The organism is Methylophilus sp. E2MeOHC9 (genome assembly GCF_058744375.1).
The window spans coordinates 225,047-243,264 of sequence record NZ_CP196024.1; the positions used below are offsets into that span (position 1 = coordinate 225,047).

The following is an 18,218-nucleotide window of genomic DNA, read 5'->3' on the forward strand; positions in this document are numbered from 1 at the left end:
GCTTACCACTCGCTATATGGCTGCTGATTGATGCCAATGGCACCCGAGCGAGAGGCGACGTCATACACATCCTTAGCCATCTCATCAATGGCACCATCATAGCCGCGTATGCGCCAGGTCTGGAGATTAGTCAGCGTGACATCCGGCGCAAAGGGATCGCGTGGAATACGCCTTAAAAAAAACATTTTTTTCTTTTTCGGGTCTTGTGCATTTTCAATACCGGTCACCAGTATCCTCAGGTTGGGCGGGTAGCCACTGCCATCGGCAGTTTTCTTGATCAAGCCCTGATCCACGGCATCTTTGTAGGCATCCAGGGCATCGCGGATCTGCCATAACGCACGTTTCAATTCGCGCTCCTTTTCACGCTTGCTATTCAGTTGCACCACCGGGCTGGCCGAAGTCACCAGCAAAGCCAATAGCGCCAGCGTCACCAGCAACTCCACCAGCGTAAATCCGTTTCTGCGACGTGACACAAAGATCATCATGCTTTTCACAGGCCTATGGCTGCGCAGTACCAGTATCAGTGCTGTTCATGATTTGTGCACCAAAGCCGCCATCGGTACGGGCATTACTGTTTTGTGTGGATTGCGGCGTCACCGGCTGTGCTGTCACAGGTTCTGCCGCTTGCACCGTACGCGCGCCGCCTGCACCGACCGGATTGGCAGTCGCCGCCACCCCTGAAGGAATCAGGCTATATACAGAATTGGCCGGCGTGATGTTGTGCATGATGCGCGGTGTGATCAGCAGCACGATTTCATTCTTGCGCTTGTCCTGGTTATCGTTACTAAAGAACTTGCCTATGATAGGCAAGCTACCCAGGCCCGGCACCTTGCGGCGAACTTTCTGCTCGTCATCACGGAACAGGCCCGCCAGGATTTGTGTTTCGTTATTGCGTAATTGCAAGGTGGTATTGGCGTTACGGCTACCGATGGTATACGCCAGCACGCCGGTACTGGTGGTGACTTGGTCGGTAATATTGCTGACCTCCATGGCGACCTTGATGCTGACCTGATCCTGCATCTGGATCACAGGTTCTACGTCCAGCTTGATGCCTACCTCGATATAGTTCACATTCTGGCTGACAAAGCCTTGTGCGCTGGCGACGCTGGTCAGTACCGGAATCTTGTCGCCAACGTGAATCTTGGCCCGGTCACGGTTCTTGACACGGATTTTCGGGCTGGCGAGCAGATTGGTATCCGTGTCCTGATGCAGCAGGTTCAATACGATGGCCGGATCATTAATGGTGAATACGCCCAGGTTGCCATTGAAATTGCGTAACTCTGTCAGCGTTAACTCGCCTGCCTGTGGCTGGGTCCCGTTTGTGTTGCCCAGGGCATTACCTTGCACGCCGACCCCAATCTGGCTCGGATACTGTATGCCGAGGTTTTCGAGGTTGCGTCGGTTAATCTCCATCACCTCCACTTCCAGCATGACCTCAGGCTCATTCAGGTCTTGCGAGGCGATGAGTTTCTCGGCGACTTTGATCCTGTCCATGGTGTCGCGTATCACCAGCGTATTCAGCTTTTCATCTATATAGATATCACTGGCACGCAAGACGGTTTTCATTAGGTTCAAAGCCCGTTTGGCATCCATGTGCGTCAGATAAAAACTGCGTACAAACAGTTCTTCATATTGCGCCGCGCGTGAAAGCGGGTAGATCAGCAAAGTATTATTATTGAGGACTTTCTTGCCTAACTGGTGGCTGGTGAGGATCACATCCAGCGCCTGTTCAATCGGCGTATCTCGTAACAGCACGCTCACACGTATGCCTTCATTCAGCTCCTGGTCGAAAGAAAAATTCAAACCACCGGCTTTACCCAGGTATTCAAATGCATTCTTGACCGGCGTGTTTTTCAGTTCCAGCGTGACTTTTTTCTTGAGTGAAGATTGCACGGGCCGCACGATGCCGACGCGCTCGCTTTTTTTCTGCTCGAGTTGCTCGAACAGTTTGCGTGCTTCAATATGCGCAGGTTGTTCAGCCAGTACATTGCGTAACAGAAACTCGCCTCCCGCGAAATCTTCTGCCACAATTGAGGCTTTAACCTGCTCTATTTGCGCCGCATGTTTACGCATCAGTTGCACTTTTTGCAGACCATCACTGGCGGCACGATTGGTAGAGGATGTTTGCAGCACCTGCTGATAGATCAGCGCAGCCGCGTCATATTGCTGGGCCTCCAGCAAACTGTCAGCCTGTTGCACCTGCTTTTGCAGCTTTTTCTCTTGCAGCAACGTCAACCAGTTTTTATATTGCGGTTGCCGCGGGTTGGCATCCACCAACGGTTGCAACAGCTTGATGGCTTCATCATCCTGCCCGCGCGCGGCGTAGATCCTGGCTTGTTCGAGCGTGGCATCTCCGGGCGTAGCGGTAGGAAACAGGTTGCCACAACTGGCCAATAGCAACGGGCTCAACATCAACAATGACCTGCCTGATAACAAAGGTTTAGTGCATGCAAACACTCGTTGCCAACTATTTCTTTTATTGATTATTTGCTTATTCAAAACACCACCCCGTTATCCACTTTATTATCCAGCCTGATCTCAAAACGATCAGTTGCATGTTGCAAAATGACTTTTTGCTGATCGAGCACGGCGACCTTCCACCCTTCGGCAAAGTGGTCGCCTTCATGTAATACATATTGCTGCTGCCCATCCGTCAAAAATACCGTCCAGCGCCCGTCTTCCTGCAAACGGCCTGCATAGGTATAAGGGCTCACCGGCACAGACACTGCAGTTGCTGTGTCGGCGACAGGCATGACCATCGCACTGAATAAATTCACACCAGGCGCCTCCTCTGCAACCAGCGATACAGTTTGAGTAGCTGCCGGGCCCTCAGTCTTAAGCGCCGGCATGACTTGCGCTAACGGCACGCGCCGTTGTACGCGCGGAGTGGTCGTGGCCACCACAGCATCAGATGGCTGCTCCGCCTGCTCAACCCACCAGCAAGCCAGTAACGTCAGCCCCAGCGCGCCCAGCATGACCCAGCGCCGTATCATGCTGGCTCCCGTTTACGCGTATATAGACTGAATTCGATATAGGCTTCAACTGCAGTTTGCATGACATCGCTACGTTGTAATTTGAATTGGCTCACTGCCAGGCTGGGGTAGGCCTGTAACACCCGATTTAGAAATTGCCGCACTTGCAGATAATCGCCTTTCAAGGGCAACTTGATACGTTGTATCTGCAAAGTGGCATGCTCAATGGGGATAGATTGGAATTCGGCACGCTCGAAAATCATGCCCAGCGCATCGGCTTGTGCCAGGATTTCGCCGCTGATGCGGTCCGCTTCCTCTTCTGACGGCCATTGTTGTAAGGACTGCGCCGCAGTAGAAATAGGAGCCTTTGCAGGCGCGACAGTGAATGTTGTGCGCACAGGCAGTTGCTGCATAGCCTGTTGCAATTGATGGCGTGTAAAAAAAGCATGGCTCAGCAGCACAGCCAGAATCAATACGACCACTAGCAAAGCGGTCAGCCAGCGGTGGCCGAATGGCCCTTGTTGCCAGCGAAACAGCAACCGCTGCAAAGGATGATTTAATACAGCCATCCCGCCTCCAGTTGCAAGGTCGTCATCATTAATCCGTTCACATCTGTGGATTCACTGGCATTTAATTTGACGTCTGCCAGCCCGGATTGCCGCTTTAAACGCGCAACCAATGCCCAGCCCTGTTGGCGATGCGGTGCCAGCACCGTCATACGGATGTGTTTTCGTTTGGCATCCGGGGCCAATTGCATCCAGTACAGTTGCGGCTGCTGCACTTTTTCCAGTGTATTCAGCAAAGGTATCCACGGCGTTTGGATATGCGCTTGTGCTTCGGCTATCTCTGCGCTGATGGCCTGGTTGCTGGCTAGTGATCGTTTTGTTTGCGTATTCACAACCGGGGAAACAGCAGCTTGATGCGCCTCTAATTGTTTTTGCAAGGCAGCGTTCTCCGCTGCCAGCTGGCTATAAACCCCAACCAGCACGCCCGAAATCAGCAGCAACACCAGCCCTGACAGCAGCGTCCATGGCTCCGGCACCTGCCCGCGTGCATGGTTTAATGACAACCGCCGCATCAGGCCAGCCTCCTGCGCAATTGCTGATGAAAGGCTTCACCCAGCCAGTGACCGGGTTGCACATCTATCAGTGAAAACGGCGCCAAAGATTTCGCCGTCACACCACTCCATTGCGCCTGTGGTAAATACACCGGTAATGCCGCCCAGTCAGGATGCATCACCTGCTCGCGCAACAAATACTGACTCAAGCGCTCCCGCCATTGCGTATCGACCGGGATATAGCGGATTTGCTGCCACTCACCCTGTACCAGGCAGCCTATGGTCAGGCTGGCAGACTCACGGCTGATAATCCAGCCCTCGTGAGCCAGCTTTTGCTGGCGCATGGTGTGCAGTGCCTGGTTCACAGATAGCAGCCAGGCCGGTGCAATCACGCCCGGCGTTAAACGCGCTTCTGCAAACAGCGTATGCAACTGCGCTGCGAGCCCGGGCGGCATGGCATTGACCAGGGTATTCTGGCCATAGCCACTGGCTTGCGCCGCAATTTCCCAACTCTGCATCTCCAGGCCAAATGACTGTTGCAGGCCATGGCTGTAATACGCCTGCTTTTCGGTGGCGCTGCGAATCTCGGTTTGCCATGGCAATACCAGCCAGCGCGTATATTGATCGGAAAGCACAATCACCACATGCCAACGCTGATTCTTGAACGCAGTAAGTGCATCAGCTAATGTTTGCCATAATGCTTCGGGTGGCAGCGCATCCTGCGGTTGCCCTGGCAGGGGATATTGCTGATGGCTCAATAATGCACGCGGCCCGCCCGGCCACCACTGGCGCTCAAAGGTGAATATCTCCAAGGCGTCGCAAGTGATGACGACTCTTAACTCAGGCGCACTGAGTGCCTGCCACCAGCGGCGGCTCTCAGCAAAATGGCTGTCAATGCCGGGATCAGGATAATGCTGTAACACGATTGATCTCCTGCAAAGTGGTTTCACCGGCCTGCACCAGGGCCATACCCGCTTCACGCATGGAGCGGGTACCGGATTTTGCTGCCAGCGCCTTGATTTGGCTGATAGGGGCTTTGGCCACAATCAGCTCGCGCATACCATCATCAAACAACAGTAATTCTGCAATGCCTTTGCGTCCCTTATAGCCAGTACCATGGCATTGGCCACAACCCTGGCCTTTTTTAAACTGAAAGTGAGCGCTAGCCTTGGCATCCAGGCCGGATTTCAACAGCAACTCCTGATCCGGCTGATCATCCACTTTGCAAAACGGGCAAATCACACGGATCAGGCGTTGCGCCAGAATGACGTTCACCGCTGACACAAAACTATAGGCATCTACCCCCATATTGGTAAAACGGCCTATCACATCAAATACATTATTGGCATGCACGGTAGTTAACACCAAATGGCCTGTCAGCGCCGATTGCACGGCAATCTGCGCGGTTTCGCCATCACGGATTTCGCCAACCATGATTTTGTCCGGGTCGTGACGCAAAATAGAGCGCAGGCCGCGCGCAAAGGTGAGGCCTTTTTTCTCATTGACGGGGATTTGCAATACACCTGGCAACTGGTATTCCACCGGGTCTTCAATGGTGACTATCTTGTCCTGCCCGGTATTGATCTCGGAAATCATGCCATATAAGGTCGTTGTTTTGCCGCTACCGGTCGGGCCGGTGACCAGGAACATGCCATATGGTGCCTCAGCCTGGGTTCGGATTTGCGTGAGCATGGCCGGTGCAAAGCCCAACACTTCCAGGCTGATGCCCTGCGCCTCGCTGAGCGCCTTGCGGTCCAACACCCGCAGCACGGCATCTTCACCAATCACACTGGGCATAATGGATACGCGCAGGTCGATTTCCCGACCCAGCGCATGCACTTTACAACGCCCGTCCTGCGGGATGCGGCGCTCGGCGATATCCAGTTCCGACATGACTTTGATCCTGGAAATCGCCTGCTCCGCCTGCATGACGCCACTCAGGCCGCCGACTTCATTGAGCACGCCATCAATGCGGTATTTCACGCGCAGGCCATGCACTGTGGATTCCAGGTGGATATCACTCGCGCCAGCTTTCAGCGCATCGTATAAAGTAGAACGGACGAACCGCACCACCGGACTGCTATCTTCGCTGATGGATTTGAGTGACAGCTGCTCGACAGGCACCTGATCATCACTGGCAACCCCGTCTTCGGTATGCATCTGGTCCAGCGCACGCATTTGCGATTCGTGGAACTGCAGACAGGTGGCAATATCGTTGCGGTGCGCCAAGCACCATTGCACAGGCAAGCGCACGCTGCTCTGCAAGCGTAATTGCAAGCCGTGATCAAACGGGTCTGCAATCACCAACCTCGCCTGGCCATCCTCGTGCTGCATCAATACCGCCTGCATGGCCACCGCCTCATTGAAGTTCAAGCGGTCAAACAGGGGTTGCATGGCATTCAAATCCAGGGCATTCAAGGGGGGATAATGCATCAGGCCAGACAGGGCAATCACAAACGCATCCGGCGATAAAGCAGATAACTCTTCCAGCACTTCGATCACAGGACGCCCGGTCTGTGCTGCCAGTTTTTTGGCTTCAGCCAGCAACTCTGCTGTCAGCGCGTGCCCTTCTGTTCCGGCCATTGGCAAATCCTGCATATTCATTCAATGGCTCCTTTGATTTTGGCTAGCCATCACGCGATGGACGTTTTGGTTTTGGGGTGCCATCATTCGATGGGGCTGTTTGCTTGGGGTAGCCATTATTCTATGGGGCTTTTTGTTTTGAGGTGCCATCATTCGATGGCTCCTGCCAACTCAAAAATCGGCATATACATCAACACCACCACCAGCCCGACAATCAGTCCTATCAACACCATCAGCGCTGGTTCCAGCAGCTTGCTCAACCACTCGACCCGCCGCGCTGTATCTTCGTCATAAAAAACACCAATGCGCCCCAGCATGTCATCCATTTGCCCTGTGCGCTCACCTACGCGTAGCATGCGATTGGCAATCGAGGTGGTCAGGCCATGTGCTTCCATCGATGCGGAGAGTTGTTTGCCTTCGCGCACTTCGCTGATCACCCGCTGTAATACTTGCTGCAACTCTTGCGGCAGCAAAGATTGCACCATGCCCAGTGCGGTGAGCAAGGGAATTCCTCCCTGCAATAACATGCCCAGCGTGCGGTAAAACCGCGCCAGCTGGTAAATGCGCAAGGCCTCGCCCAAACTGGGGATGCTCCACACGCGTTGCATGACCCAGATTTTGCTGGCCGGGCGTGAAAAGACCAGCCACAACAGCAGGCTGATGCCTACAGTGCCCATTAGCACTAACTCGCCATGACCCTGTAGCAATTGCCCCCAGCGCAATAACATGCGGCTGGCCCAGGGCAGGTTATCGCCGCCACTTTCATAGATAGTACTGAAGCGCGGCACCACATAACCGAGCAGGAACAAGATGACCATGCCGCCGACGACGATCAGCAACACCGGGTAGATGGAAGCAGAAATGATTTTTTTGCGGATGGCATCCACTTGCGCCTGATAAGCCACATGCCGCCGCAACGCCTGTGCCATATCACCAGTGCGTTCGCTGGCACGAATCAATGCGACATATAAGGCGCTAAACACCTCGGGTTGCAACGCCAGTGCCTGCGACAGTGGCAAACCTTCATACAAAGAAGTAGTGAGGCGGGTCAACACATAGCGTGACTGGTCGTGTTGCTCTTTCTCGGCCAGGCCTTCAATCGCTTCAATGAGGCTGAGCCCGGATTCCAGCAACGCCAACAACTCCTGGCTGAATAGGCTCAGATTAAAACGTTGCTTATTGAAGGGCCATTTCGGCAGCCAGCCGGCGCCATCCGCCTGGCGGATCTGCAAGATGCCATAGCCTTGTGCCTGCGCCTGCTGCCGTGCAGATTGCTGGTCTGCCGCGTCCAGCGACAGCCAACTCACTTGCGTGCCTTGCATGACTTTCAACTCAAACTTCATGCATGCCTACTTTCTTGACTGGCATGGTTAACAATGACGACCGATGCCTGAAATAAACAGGGTCTGAAATCAACTATGACTGAAATCACCAGTTACCGACATCACTATCCGCATCCTGCCCGCCGGCGACACCATCACTGCCCAGGCTCCAGACATCATAATCGCCATGTTCGCCCGGGTAGCGATATTGGTATTGCCTGCCCCAGGGGTCGGCCGGTACGCCTTTTGCGAGATAAGGCCCTTGCCACTTGGCCTCGTTATCAGGGTTACGGTTCAGCGCGGCCAGGCCTTGCTCTGTAGTGGGGTAATGCCCGACATCGAGGCGATAAGTATCCAGTGCGCGCGACAAGGCTTCGATTTGTGCCTTGGCAGTTTTGGTTTCCGATTTGCCGATCTGGGCAAAGTATTTCGGGCCGACATAGCCTGCCAGCAAACCGATAATCACCATCACCACCAGCAACTCCAGCAAGGTGAAACCTGATTGTTTCATTGTTTTCAAAACACTGTTTTTCTTCAAGATATAGCCCCTTCGTAAAGCTTTATTTTTTTGCTATAAATAACTGGCTGACACGACTTAATGTATCTAGTGTCAGCAGCCCACTACTGAACTGCAAGTTTACCCAGTCGCTAATCAGGCTGTAATAGGCCTTGGTCAGCGACAGTTGATTGGTAAATAATTTCTGCTGTGCATCCAGCACTTCGTGGTTGGTTTTAAAGCCAGCCTGAAACCCTTTTTGCGTGCCGTCCAAGGCCACTTTGGCGGATTGCACCGCCTGCTGGTAAGCGGTGATGGATTGCTGCTGGGCGATCAGGTTCTGGTAGTATTTGCGCACATTGAATTCAATCTCGCGCGACTTGGCGGTCATGGTTTCTTCACTCGCCGTGAGGCGGCTGGCGCTCTGGCGCACATTGGCATTCACATAGCCACCGGCAAACAAAGGCACGTTCATCTGCAAGGCGATAGTTGAGGTATCAAAGCGTGACCCAAGTGTGTTGTTACTGTCGTTCTGGCTATAGGAGCGCACACCGACCAGGTCCAGCGTCGGGTAATGCCCGGCCTGTTTTTTTTCTACATCTTTCCTGGCGACATCAATATCCAGCGTCGCCGCCATCAGCTCCGGATGATGTTGCCGGGCAGTCTCTATCCAGCGCTCCACACTATACTCGGTCACAGAGAGGGTATTTAAGCCATTGACAAGGAGTTCGGCTGACAACGTATGTGTACTGCCGGTCAGAATCTGCATGCTTTGCTGGTTGGAGAGTAAATCGTTGGCAGCCTGGATCTTCTCGACCTTGGCAATATCCAGGTTGGATTGCGCTTCATTCACCTCGACCACTGTGCCACTGCCGCGGCTATACCGTTGCTCGGCCTGTCGCAACTGCTGGTTCACGGCTTCCAGTTTATTGGTCTGCAAATTCACGCGGTCCTGCGCATACAGGGTTTCCAGATATACCGACACCAGCTTGAGGATCAGCTTGGCATTTTCTTGCTCCAGCAATGATTCCTGCGCGGTGACATAAGACTTGGCGCCGCCATAAATAGCAAAGGTTTCCTTGTTGTACAAAGGCTGGCGGACGGTCAGGCTATAGTTTTCAAGCTCATAATTGATGTCAGAATTGATAGCACCGATACTGGTCTGCGTGGTGCGGTCTGTATTGCCGCGCCCTTTCATCATCCCCAGTTGCACCTTGGGGTAAAACAGCGCTTTTGCCTTGGTCAGCTCTTCGCGTTCGGCTTCGGTATTGGCGAGTGCCGCGCGAAAATCCGCATTGTGGGTAACGGCTAACTGGTATAAACCATTGAGGTCATCTTGCGCCTGTACTGGCATCAGACACAGCAACAACGCAACACCAGACCATGCTTTTATTGTGGCACACAACCGCATTACTCTTCCTTCATCGAGGCTGCTAAACGCTTGCTCAGGGGATGCATCCAGTAATCCCATAGCGTACGTTCACCGGTTTTAATCACTACTTGTACCGGCATGCCAGGTTGCAGCTGGCGGCCTTGCAAGGCTTTGGTGCCTTTTTCCGTCAACACTATCCTGGCCAGGTAATAGCTTTGGCTGCCTTCAGCGGTCGCAGCGGGTTTGCTCAGCAAATCTTTTGACAGCGACTTCAACTGCCCTTCTACCAGCAATTGCGGGCTATTGGCAAAAGTGGAGAAGCGCACATCCGCCGCCTGCCCGGTGTGAATCTTATCGATCAAATGCGGCGGTATCTGCGCGTCAACGATCAGCGCCTCACCGGAAGGCACGATATCCATCAGCTTCTGACCGGGCTGGATGATGGCACCCAGGGTATGCACCTGCAAACCGACCACTTGCCCGGAGGCTGGCGAACGGATCTCGGTACGGCCTAACTCATCGCGCAACGCCAGCACTTTTTGGGCATCGGCTTCGACCTGCAACTTGACCTGTGCCATTTCGGCATCCATCTCTTTGCGCTCTAACTGGTTGCGTTGATTGATCTGTTGTTGCAACTCCATGATCGCGCGTTGGGCACGGATGATATTCGCCTGGGTATTGGCGCGTTCGCCGTGCAGCGCTGCCACGCGTTGTTCCAGGTCATTCTGCTGGTTACGCGGGGCATATCCTTCCGCAGTCAGGCCGCGCACGCCCTGCAATTGGTCTTCGAGCAGCACCAGTTGCGACTCGTGGCTGGAGAGCATGCCCTGGTAACCCTGCACCATGGCCTGGTAACCGGCGATAGACTCGCGTTTCCCGGCGATATCAGCCGCCAGCGCAGCTGTCCTGGCTGCCAGCAATTGTGTCTGGTTGCGCATTTGTTGCTGTATCAATGGGTCATTCTGCTGTTTCAATAAATCCGGATGGAAATCAATCACGCTGTGGTGCAATTGCTCGGCACGCAAGCGGTCTTCCTGCGCACGCAGGCCGGCATAGCGCTGACGCACTTCTTCATAGCGCGCTTTGCTGGCCATATCATCCAGTTTAAAAAGCACATCGCCCGCTTTTACTTCTTTGCCTTCGTGCACCAGCAAGGCACTGACGATGCCGCCAGATAAATGCTGCACCACCTTGTGGTTACTCTCTATGCTGATCTGCCCTTCAGTCGGCACACCTTCGTCGAGTGGCGCGTAAGCCGCCCACACGACAAAACCGATCACCCCGGCCAGCAAAATGAATGCACCTTTTCTGGTGTGGCCTGTGTTCTGCGCATAGCTTTCAATGGCATGCACATTGCCAGGAACAGGGTTGGTGATATTTGAAAGCCCAGTATTTAACTGCATAGGAATAAACTCATGTGGATTCTGCAGGCATGCTGGTAGCAGCAGACTGCAATTGATTCAGGTAGGCGATACCAGCATCACGCGGGCCATGATGTACCACTTCGCCGCGCTTGAGGATCAGTAAATCATCGGTGACTTTCAGCACGCCAGAGCGATGCGTCACCACCACAATCGTGGTGTGTACTGCTTTTAAGGCTTGTAGCAACTCCATCAGTCGCGCTTCGCCAAACTCATCCAGGCTGGCATTCGGTTCATCCAGCACCAGTAACGGCGGCTCTTTATAAATAGCGCGCGCCAATCCCAGCAACTGGCGCTGGCCGCCAGACAATGGCAGGCCTTGCTCATCCAGCCGGGTATCGTAGCCATGCGGCAAGCGCAGGATGGCTTCATGTAGCCCTACGCGCTGACAAGCCTGGATAATGTGCTGGCTTTCCAGTGTGCCAAACCTGGCCACATTCTCAGCGATCGTGCCCTCCAGCAATGACACCTGTTGCGGCAGATAACCCACGTGCGTCAGCAAGGTGCGTGCATTGTTGGCTTGAATGGCTGACTGGTTGATTTGATATGTACCTGCATGTGGCGAAATGACGCCCACCAGCAAACGTGCCAACGTGCTTTTGCCGGAACCTGATGGCCCCATGATGCACAACAACCTCCCGGGCGAAATGCCCAGGTTCAGGCCATTCAGGATACGGCGTGACTGGAGTTCAACAGTCACTGATTCCAGTTTTAAATGGTAAGGGCGCTGTAACGGCTGCAAAGCAGGCAATGCCTGCAGGTACTGTTGGCGGCTATCCAGGATTGATTGCAGATCGCTGGCCGCTGTATTGGCTTGCAACCATTGGCGCCAGCTATGCACGATCACATCAAACGGTTGCAGGGCGCGGGCGATGAGTACATTCGATGCAATCATGGAGCCGACACTGATCTGGCCTTTGATGGTCAACCAGGCCGCAATTGCCAGCATCAGCGATTGCATGGTGTAACGCACCCACTTGTTCACAAACTGGCTGCGGTCACTGGCGGCCAGCCACACGTTTTCGGCTTGCAACTGCTCGGATAATAAGGCCTGCCAGCGCTGGCGTAAGGTGTGCGACATACCCAGCACGTGGCTGGTCTGCAAGTGGCGGATTTTTTGCTGAATAAAGTTTTCAGTGACTTGCTTGGTCTGTTGCGCCTGTTGTGCCGGGCCAGCAATGACTGTCTGGTTCCACCATGCCACCGCACACTGCACCAGGCAGAATGCGATGGCCGTCATCCCCAGTACCGGGTGCAGCACAAATAATACCGTGATATACACCACACTCCAGGGCATATCCAGCATGGCAAACAAGCCTTGCCCGGTCATAAACTGCCTGACGGTAGTGAGTTGCTGCAACGACTGCACCGGCGGCTGGCGTTGCGTAGTGCGTGTATCAAAAATAGCGGAAAAGATTTGCTTGCCGTAAGTGAGGTCAAACTGCACGCCAGTTTTGATCGCATACAGATTACGCAGCCAGTCCGCGCCTGCCATCAGCAATAGCAAGCCAGCCGTCAACGCAGTGACCGCCACCAGCGTCAAGGTGTTCCGGCTCTGCATGACCCGGTCATACAGTTGCAGCATATACAGGGTGGGCACCAGCATCAGCACGTTGGTCAACAGGCTCAGCCAAGCCATCTGGATAAATTGCCGCCGGAATGGCTTGATCAATATCCATAATGAAGATTGATAGGCTGGCTTCATGGCTGTGCGACTTTCACTGCTTTAGGTTTTACTGTTTTTGCCTGCAATGCTTCAGCCGTTGCCGCCTCTGACTGAAAGCTCGCCAGCACATCATTCGGCTTGCCATAGCGGATCATTTGCCCCTGGCACATCACCAGCATGAAATCAGCGATGTTCAGGATATGCTGCAAATGGCTGATAATAATAAAGGTAGTGCCCTGCTGTTTCAGCCGCGCAATCGCATGTTGAAAAGTGCGCTCGGCAGCTGTATCAAGATTGGCATTAGGCTCATCGAGCACAACAATGCGCGGCTTGCCATAGAGCGCGCGGGCTAATCCCAGCAATTGCCTTTCACCACCTGAGAGAGGCACGCCAGATTGACCGATCAGGGTGTTCAATCCTTCCGGCAACTGATTGATCCAGTCAGCTAAGCCCAGCAAGTCAACCACTTCAGATAATGCCTGCGGGTCCGGGCTGTTAAAACGGCAGATATTGTCGATCACACGGCCATCAAACAGGTCCACTTCCTGCGCCAGGTATCCCACATAAGGGCCCAGCCTGTTTTTGTCCCAGCCATGCACATCGACGCCGTCATAGCGCACGCGGCCACTGGTTGGCGCGACCAGGCCCACCAGTAGTTTTGCCAATGTGGTTTTGCCAGAGGCCGAAGCGCCGGCCACCACCAGCACATGCCCTGCCGGTAAGCTGAATTGCACCTGGCGGATAAACACTTCCGCCTGCGCCTTGCCCGCCTGCGGTTGCGCATAAGCCAGTTGGTCTACAGATACTGCGCCGGTAGGCGGAGGCAGCACCAAGCCTTCGCTTTTTTGCGCCGCGCCAGCAAACAGGCTTTCTATGCGCTGAAAAGCAGTCCACGCCTGTTCGTAGGTTTTCCAGTGGCCCACGCATTGCACCAGCGGCGCCAGCACCCTGGCTGCCAGGATAGAAGCGACGATCATCATCGCGCCGCCATTGAATAACTCGCCCGCAATAAACAGATAACAGGCCAGGCCTAAAATCAGGCTGGTCTGCATGGTTTGCAACCAGCGCGAAGCCGCCGCGTTTTTGCCTGCCAGCTCAGAAGCTTGTGCCTGTTGCCATAAAAAGCCATGCTGGCTTTGCAACCAGCGTTGCTCCACCGGTGCCATCATTTGCATGGCCTGCATCGCATCCGAATGACGGCTGATACTAGCGAAATAACGGTGAGATTCCATGGCATGCTGGTTTGCCTGTTTCATCATGGGCGCCACGCGGGCCTGGTTTTGTACGGTTAATATCAGCTGAACAAATAACCCTAACAGCGTCAGCACGCCCAGTGCCGGGTGGATCAGAAATACGGCTACCAGGAAAATCAGGCAAAAAGGCGCATCCATCAAGCCTAATAAAGCAGAAGAATGCAGGGTACTTTTGAGGGTAGAAAAATCAGAAAACACTTGCTGAGCCGGAAACTCCGGCATGGCTAATTTGGCGGTAAACACACGCTCAAATAAACGTTGTTGCAGTGATTTCTCAAAATGGTGAGAGGCGGATTGCAGAAGACGGCGGCGTTGCCACTCGAGTGCTTCCATCACCAGATAAGCAAATGCAGCCATTAAAGTCAGCATCAATAATGTAGAGACATTACGGCTATTAATGACACGGTCATACACCTCCAGCATATACCAGGAGGGCACTAAAATCAGCAGGTTGGTCACGACGCCAAACAGCCACACTTTACGCCAGATGGGCCAAAGTTCAGACATGACTTGTTTGATGGTTTCGGATTGCGACAACATGTTCACCCGGGTATTTCTTTAACAAAAAACTGCGGACGCTAGGTCGTCCACAGCTATCGCAATTACACGATGATGAAGTCCGAAGTGGACAGAGTATTAACACCTGTCAGAATGGCAATATCTACCTTAGCACCGCTACCATTACCATCAGCGTCATAGCTCAGGGTTTTGGTTGTAGTGTTGTAAACCAGGTAGTCATTGGCATCTTGTGCAGTACCAGTTGAGTTCACACGCAGCATGCTGGCATTGAAACCAACCAGTTTGCTGTACTGATCAAGGTGCAATTCCAGCTTGTCAGAACCACGTGTAAAGTCAGTGATGGTATCTACACCAGTCAGGGTGAAGCCAGTGTTGGTGTAAGTTTGCACAGTGGTTGAAGAGCCTGTCACCACTTGCTCATACACTTTACCGAACACAAACTTGTCAGCACCGCCGCCACCAGTCAGCGTATCGTTACCGCCATTGCCGATAAACACATCAGCTTTGCTGGTGCCGATAAAGGTTTGCTGGTTAGCATTACCTTCAAAACGCAGACCATTGGTAGTCACGCCAGAAGCATCCACAACTACGTTGTTGATGGTGCCGCCGTTGTTACCCAGGGTATTGGAGAGATCAGCCACTGTACCGTTGGCTTTAAAGTAGTAGTGGTCACTCAGCAGTTGCAACGCTGTATTTTCAACGTTCAAACGACCAACAGTGCCACCCACTTGCACGACTTCCATAGATTTGAAGTTGTCGTTGTTGAGCACGATAGTACCGTTTGCTTTAGTGTTAGCGCCGATACCAGTTGTGATACGTAAGGTATCGATACCATCACCACCCACGATCACATCGTGCTTAGCGCCAGTAGCGATCCACTCTTTGTTACCGTCATCTGCTTTAGAAGTAGTGCCTTGCACACCACTACCGAAGCCACCGATCACGAAAATGTCGTTACCTTCACCACCATCCAGATAATCAGCACCGCCATGACCGATCAGCAAGTCATTGCCGCCGCCAGCATAGACAGTGTCATCACCTAAACGCATGGTGACATACTCAACACCGTCGCCACCATAAACGATTTCGTGAGCATCACTACCTTCGTTAGCGCCGTCAATGCGTGTATAGCTACCAGCTTCGCCTTCTGAAGCGTCGTAGATAACATCAACGTTGTAGTAGAGATGAGCTACGGAGAAATCATCAACCTCAAAAACGGCAGACTCATAAGTCACTGGCGTTGCACCAACGATGGTAGAAGCTGGTTCGAAAGTTGTTTCTTCAAACTCCAGCTCGAGAGTGACTGTTTCAACAGGACCACCAGCAACACCGTGAATTTGGAAGCCGGGATTTAACTCACCCAAACCTAGAGACTCACCATTTTCTTCTAATTGCTCGGCTTCTAAAGTGATATTCACACCACTTGCTAATTCGATGCGCTCAATACCAGTGAACTGTATACCTTCAAACTCACCAGATTTTGTGAACTCTATCGTATCAACTGCGTTGTAGCCGACGACTGTAGTAGCAAATGTACTGATTGCAGAAGAGCCTGGGCGAGTCACAATATTCAAGCGAACATCTGTTTCAGCTTCTTCAGACATTTCTTGGTCGTCAATTTCTACGTATTGATTGGTGACAGTATCAAAGGCAAATAACGGCCCCTCTTCACTTTCATCAGGGCCCTCTTCTTCATTAAGGCCAATATAACGAGCTGCATCACCAGCATTATCCAATCCCGATACGCCACCTGTGATTATTACGTTTTCAGCTTCTGATCCAACTCTGAAAGTATCATTACCTCGTCCACCAACAAGAATATCATTGTCTGTAACTAAATATAAATTACCGACAACAGCTTCATTTCCTAATGTACTTTCACCACCGTAGACAATGTCAAATCCTTCCCCACCGGATAGGATGTCGTCACCACCTCCTCCAAGAAGTACATCATCACCATCCCCTCCCAATAGAATATCTTGCCCGTCTCCACCAAAGATATTGTCATTGCCATCGCCACCATCAGCAAAATTATTACCTGATCCCACATCAATAAGATCGTCTCCGGCACCGCCAAAGATTACATCATTACCTTCACCTCCAAAGAGATTGTCATTACCGCTACCACCGATAATGATGTCATTACCATTTGCTCCGTCGATGAAATTCCCTAGATCATTGCCGACTATTAGATCATCACTTGCTGTACCTGTATATTCTGTTTCTGTTGAATTAAATTGTTTATAAGCCATTTTATTAAACTCCAGATTTAATTAAGAATGAGTCTACGGAGGCTAGCCTCCGTAGATAGAGGTCATTAAATATGATCAAAAAGGTGTAGTTGGTGTATTTGTAATGGCAGGTTGCGTTGGTAAAACATACCCACTAGTACTAATGGAAATAAACGGAGCTTTTTCTTGACCCGTTTGACGTAAGCGCAGCACATCTGGCCTTGTCCAGCCAGTACCAGCAGCAGTGGAATTAATCGTAGCAGCGTTATCGTTGTTGCAAGCCACTTTTACATAGGTTACGGCTGAAAGAGGATTGCTACTACCATCATCATCTACCGCGTTTGCATCGAAGGTAAAATCAACCCAATCACTATCAACACCAGCATCTTGTTGAGCCGTTGTCGGATTAGACAAAGGCGCTACAGTTATAGCAGTGACTGAAGGGGGAGCGTTGAAACGATTAACACCATTAATAGATAACGAAGGGGTTGCGCCAAGACCAGGCAAAGCCAGGTAGTTTGTTCCTGGATTTGGTCCACCATTATCCCCAAACATTGCTGGAGTATATGGAGGAGTAGCAGCTACTGTTGGTAAAGCACGATGTTGTACTGAAGTATATGTTCTGCCTATACGGAAAACTGGAGATGCTGTGGCTGCAATATTAGTTGTAATTGCGTATGCAGCATCAACGGTTAATCCACTAAGACCACCGCGGGCTAGATCATTTAACTCAAACCGAGAACCTGCTAAATCTGTCGCGTTGCTATAAGCAACATTAGTTAGAGAAACTCGAGCACCAATGATGCACATAGGAGTTGCTGTCACTGGTGCAGAAGCTGCCGGCTTGCGCCAAACCACCTCCAGAATATTACCAACACTTACGCTTCCCGCCGTGTAAATATTATTCACTGCTAGAGGACGTGTTGCTGAAGTTACAAAAGCATAATTGGTTTCAGGAGATGAGATTTCATTTGCGGGTACTGGACTAACTAAAGCGCAAGTATTATTTGCACCGGCGGTTGGATTAACAGGACTAGAAGCACCGCTGCCCGAACCAAAGTTCCCGGTAGTGTTACATGAAGTATATGCGCTAGTGGAAAAGCCTGTAGTTGGAATATTTACGAATCCTGCAGCCAAAACTTGCGCCGAAGCTCCTAATGCTGCTAAAACTGCTAATCTCAATGTAACGTTTTTCATTATTTTCTCCTAAGAGTTACAATAAGCAGGCATTTGTGGCTGCCTGCGTCACCAATTCACCTAAATCTTGTTTAAGCCCTGAAAGAATTAACTGGATTTCGGTTGAATTTCATAAGGCAGTTCACAAAT

The 18,218-nt window shown here is 52.2% G+C and carries 15 protein-coding genes; all 15 read right to left on the reverse strand.

The features are described 5' to 3' along the window. Positions 1 to 2: 2 nt before the first annotated feature. The 15 genes from ACSSVF_RS01085 to ACSSVF_RS01155 all read right to left on the reverse strand — a co-directional run bounded on the left by ACSSVF_RS01085 (position 3) and on the right by ACSSVF_RS01155 (position 18,089). Positions 3 to 482: a prepilin-type N-terminal cleavage/methylation domain-containing protein gene (locus ACSSVF_RS01085; protein WP_492406284.1), complete on the reverse strand. Its 480-nt coding sequence runs from the start codon at positions 480 to 482 to the stop codon at positions 3 to 5. 16 nt (positions 483 to 498) lie between these two features. After that, a complete protein-coding gene (locus tag ACSSVF_RS01090) occupies positions 499 to 2,412 on the reverse strand; it encodes a secretin GspD/PilQ domain-containing protein (protein ID WP_492404796.1) in 1,914 nt (637 codons plus the stop codon). A gap of 83 nt (positions 2,413 to 2,495) precedes the next feature. Continuing rightward, positions 2,496 to 2,993, reverse strand: a complete 498-nt coding sequence (locus ACSSVF_RS01095) for a hypothetical protein (protein ID WP_492404797.1) — start codon at positions 2,991 to 2,993, stop codon at positions 2,496 to 2,498. Then, a complete protein-coding gene (locus ACSSVF_RS01100; RefSeq protein ID WP_492404798.1) occupies positions 2,990 to 3,541 on the reverse strand; it encodes a hypothetical protein in 552 nt (183 codons plus the stop codon). Before ACSSVF_RS01100 ends, ACSSVF_RS01095 begins: the two co-directional genes overlap by 4 nt. Continuing rightward, positions 3,529 to 4,050: a hypothetical protein gene (locus ACSSVF_RS01105; RefSeq protein WP_492404799.1), complete on the reverse strand. Its 522-nt coding sequence runs from the start codon at positions 4,048 to 4,050 to the stop codon at positions 3,529 to 3,531. The genes ACSSVF_RS01100 and ACSSVF_RS01105 overlap by 13 nt, the downstream gene beginning before the upstream one ends. Beyond that, the gene (locus ACSSVF_RS01110) at positions 4,050 to 4,952 is read right to left on the reverse strand and encodes a hypothetical protein (RefSeq protein ID WP_492404801.1); all 903 of its coding nucleotides are present in this window, start codon (positions 4,950 to 4,952) and stop codon (positions 4,050 to 4,052) included. Before ACSSVF_RS01110 ends, ACSSVF_RS01105 begins: the two co-directional genes overlap by 1 nt. After that, positions 4,933 to 6,633: a GspE/PulE family protein gene (locus ACSSVF_RS01115; protein WP_492404802.1), complete on the reverse strand. Its 1,701-nt coding sequence runs from the start codon at positions 6,631 to 6,633 to the stop codon at positions 4,933 to 4,935. Before ACSSVF_RS01115 ends, ACSSVF_RS01110 begins: the two co-directional genes overlap by 20 nt. A 128-nt stretch (positions 6,634 to 6,761) precedes the next feature. Further along, complete coding sequence (locus tag ACSSVF_RS01120) at positions 6,762 to 7,955, reverse strand: type II secretion system F family protein (protein ID WP_492404804.1); 1,194 nt, start codon at positions 7,953 to 7,955, stop codon at positions 6,762 to 6,764. An 85-nt stretch (positions 7,956 to 8,040) separates the two neighbouring features. Then, positions 8,041 to 8,445, reverse strand: a complete 405-nt coding sequence (gspG, locus tag ACSSVF_RS01125; RefSeq protein WP_492404806.1) for a type II secretion system major pseudopilin GspG — start codon at positions 8,443 to 8,445, stop codon at positions 8,041 to 8,043. A gap of 49 nt (positions 8,446 to 8,494) precedes the next feature. Next, on the reverse strand, positions 8,495 to 9,841 hold the full coding sequence (locus ACSSVF_RS01130) for a TolC family outer membrane protein (protein ID WP_492404808.1): 1,347 nt from the start codon (positions 9,839 to 9,841) through the stop codon (positions 8,495 to 8,497). Continuing rightward, positions 9,841 to 11,205 carry an HlyD family type I secretion periplasmic adaptor subunit gene (locus ACSSVF_RS01135; protein WP_492404809.1) on the reverse strand — a complete coding sequence of 455 codons (1,365 nt, stop codon included), beginning with the start codon at positions 11,203 to 11,205 and terminating at the stop codon, positions 9,841 to 9,843. The genes ACSSVF_RS01130 and ACSSVF_RS01135 overlap by 1 nt, the downstream gene beginning before the upstream one ends. 10 nt (positions 11,206 to 11,215) lie before the next feature. Continuing rightward, complete coding sequence (locus tag ACSSVF_RS01140; RefSeq protein WP_492404811.1) at positions 11,216 to 12,928, reverse strand: type I secretion system permease/ATPase; 1,713 nt, start codon at positions 12,926 to 12,928, stop codon at positions 11,216 to 11,218. Beyond that, a complete protein-coding gene (locus ACSSVF_RS01145) occupies positions 12,925 to 14,682 on the reverse strand; it encodes a type I secretion system permease/ATPase (protein WP_492404813.1) in 1,758 nt (585 codons plus the stop codon). The genes ACSSVF_RS01140 and ACSSVF_RS01145 overlap by 4 nt, the downstream gene beginning before the upstream one ends. Positions 14,683 to 14,744: 62 nt before the next feature. Beyond that, on the reverse strand, positions 14,745 to 16,913 hold the full coding sequence (locus ACSSVF_RS01150) for a calcium-binding protein (protein ID WP_492404815.1): 2,169 nt from the start codon (positions 16,911 to 16,913) through the stop codon (positions 14,745 to 14,747). Positions 16,914 to 16,988: 75 nt separating this feature from the next. Beyond that, complete coding sequence (locus ACSSVF_RS01155) at positions 16,989 to 18,089, reverse strand: hypothetical protein (RefSeq protein ID WP_492404817.1); 1,101 nt, start codon at positions 18,087 to 18,089, stop codon at positions 16,989 to 16,991. Positions 18,090 to 18,218 lie beyond the last annotated feature (129 nt).

Coding starts and splice junctions, on each gene's coding strand:
- ACSSVF_RS01085 (WP_492406284.1), bottom strand. CDS start 482: ATGATCTTTGTGTCACGTCGCAGAAACGGATTTACGCTGGTGGAGTTG.
- ACSSVF_RS01090 (WP_492404796.1), bottom strand. CDS start 2,412: ATGTTGAGCCCGTTGCTATTGGCCAGTTGTGGCAACCTGTTTCCTACC.
- ACSSVF_RS01095 (WP_492404797.1), bottom strand. CDS start 2,993: ATGATACGGCGCTGGGTCATGCTGGGCGCGCTGGGGCTGACGTTACTG.
- ACSSVF_RS01100 (WP_492404798.1), bottom strand. CDS start 3,541: ATGGCTGTATTAAATCATCCTTTGCAGCGGTTGCTGTTTCGCTGGCAA.
- ACSSVF_RS01105 (WP_492404799.1), bottom strand. CDS start 4,050: ATGCGGCGGTTGTCATTAAACCATGCACGCGGGCAGGTGCCGGAGCCA.
- ACSSVF_RS01115 (WP_492404802.1), bottom strand. CDS start 6,633: ATGAATATGCAGGATTTGCCAATGGCCGGAACAGAAGGGCACGCGCTG.
- ACSSVF_RS01120 (WP_492404804.1), bottom strand. CDS start 7,955: ATGAAGTTTGAGTTGAAAGTCATGCAAGGCACGCAAGTGAGTTGGCTG.
- gspG (WP_492404806.1), bottom strand. CDS start 8,445: ATGAAACAATCAGGTTTCACCTTGCTGGAGTTGCTGGTGGTGATGGTG.
- ACSSVF_RS01130 (WP_492404808.1), bottom strand. CDS start 9,841: ATGCGGTTGTGTGCCACAATAAAAGCATGGTCTGGTGTTGCGTTGTTG.
- ACSSVF_RS01135 (WP_492404809.1), bottom strand. CDS start 11,205: ATGCAGTTAAATACTGGGCTTTCAAATATCACCAACCCTGTTCCTGGC.
- ACSSVF_RS01140 (WP_492404811.1), bottom strand. CDS start 12,928: ATGAAGCCAGCCTATCAATCTTCATTATGGATATTGATCAAGCCATTC.
- ACSSVF_RS01145 (WP_492404813.1), bottom strand. CDS start 14,682: ATGTTGTCGCAATCCGAAACCATCAAACAAGTCATGTCTGAACTTTGG.
- ACSSVF_RS01150 (WP_492404815.1), bottom strand. CDS start 16,913: ATGGCTTATAAACAATTTAATTCAACAGAAACAGAATATACAGGTACA.
- ACSSVF_RS01155 (WP_492404817.1), bottom strand. CDS start 18,089: ATGAAAAACGTTACATTGAGATTAGCAGTTTTAGCAGCATTAGGAGCT.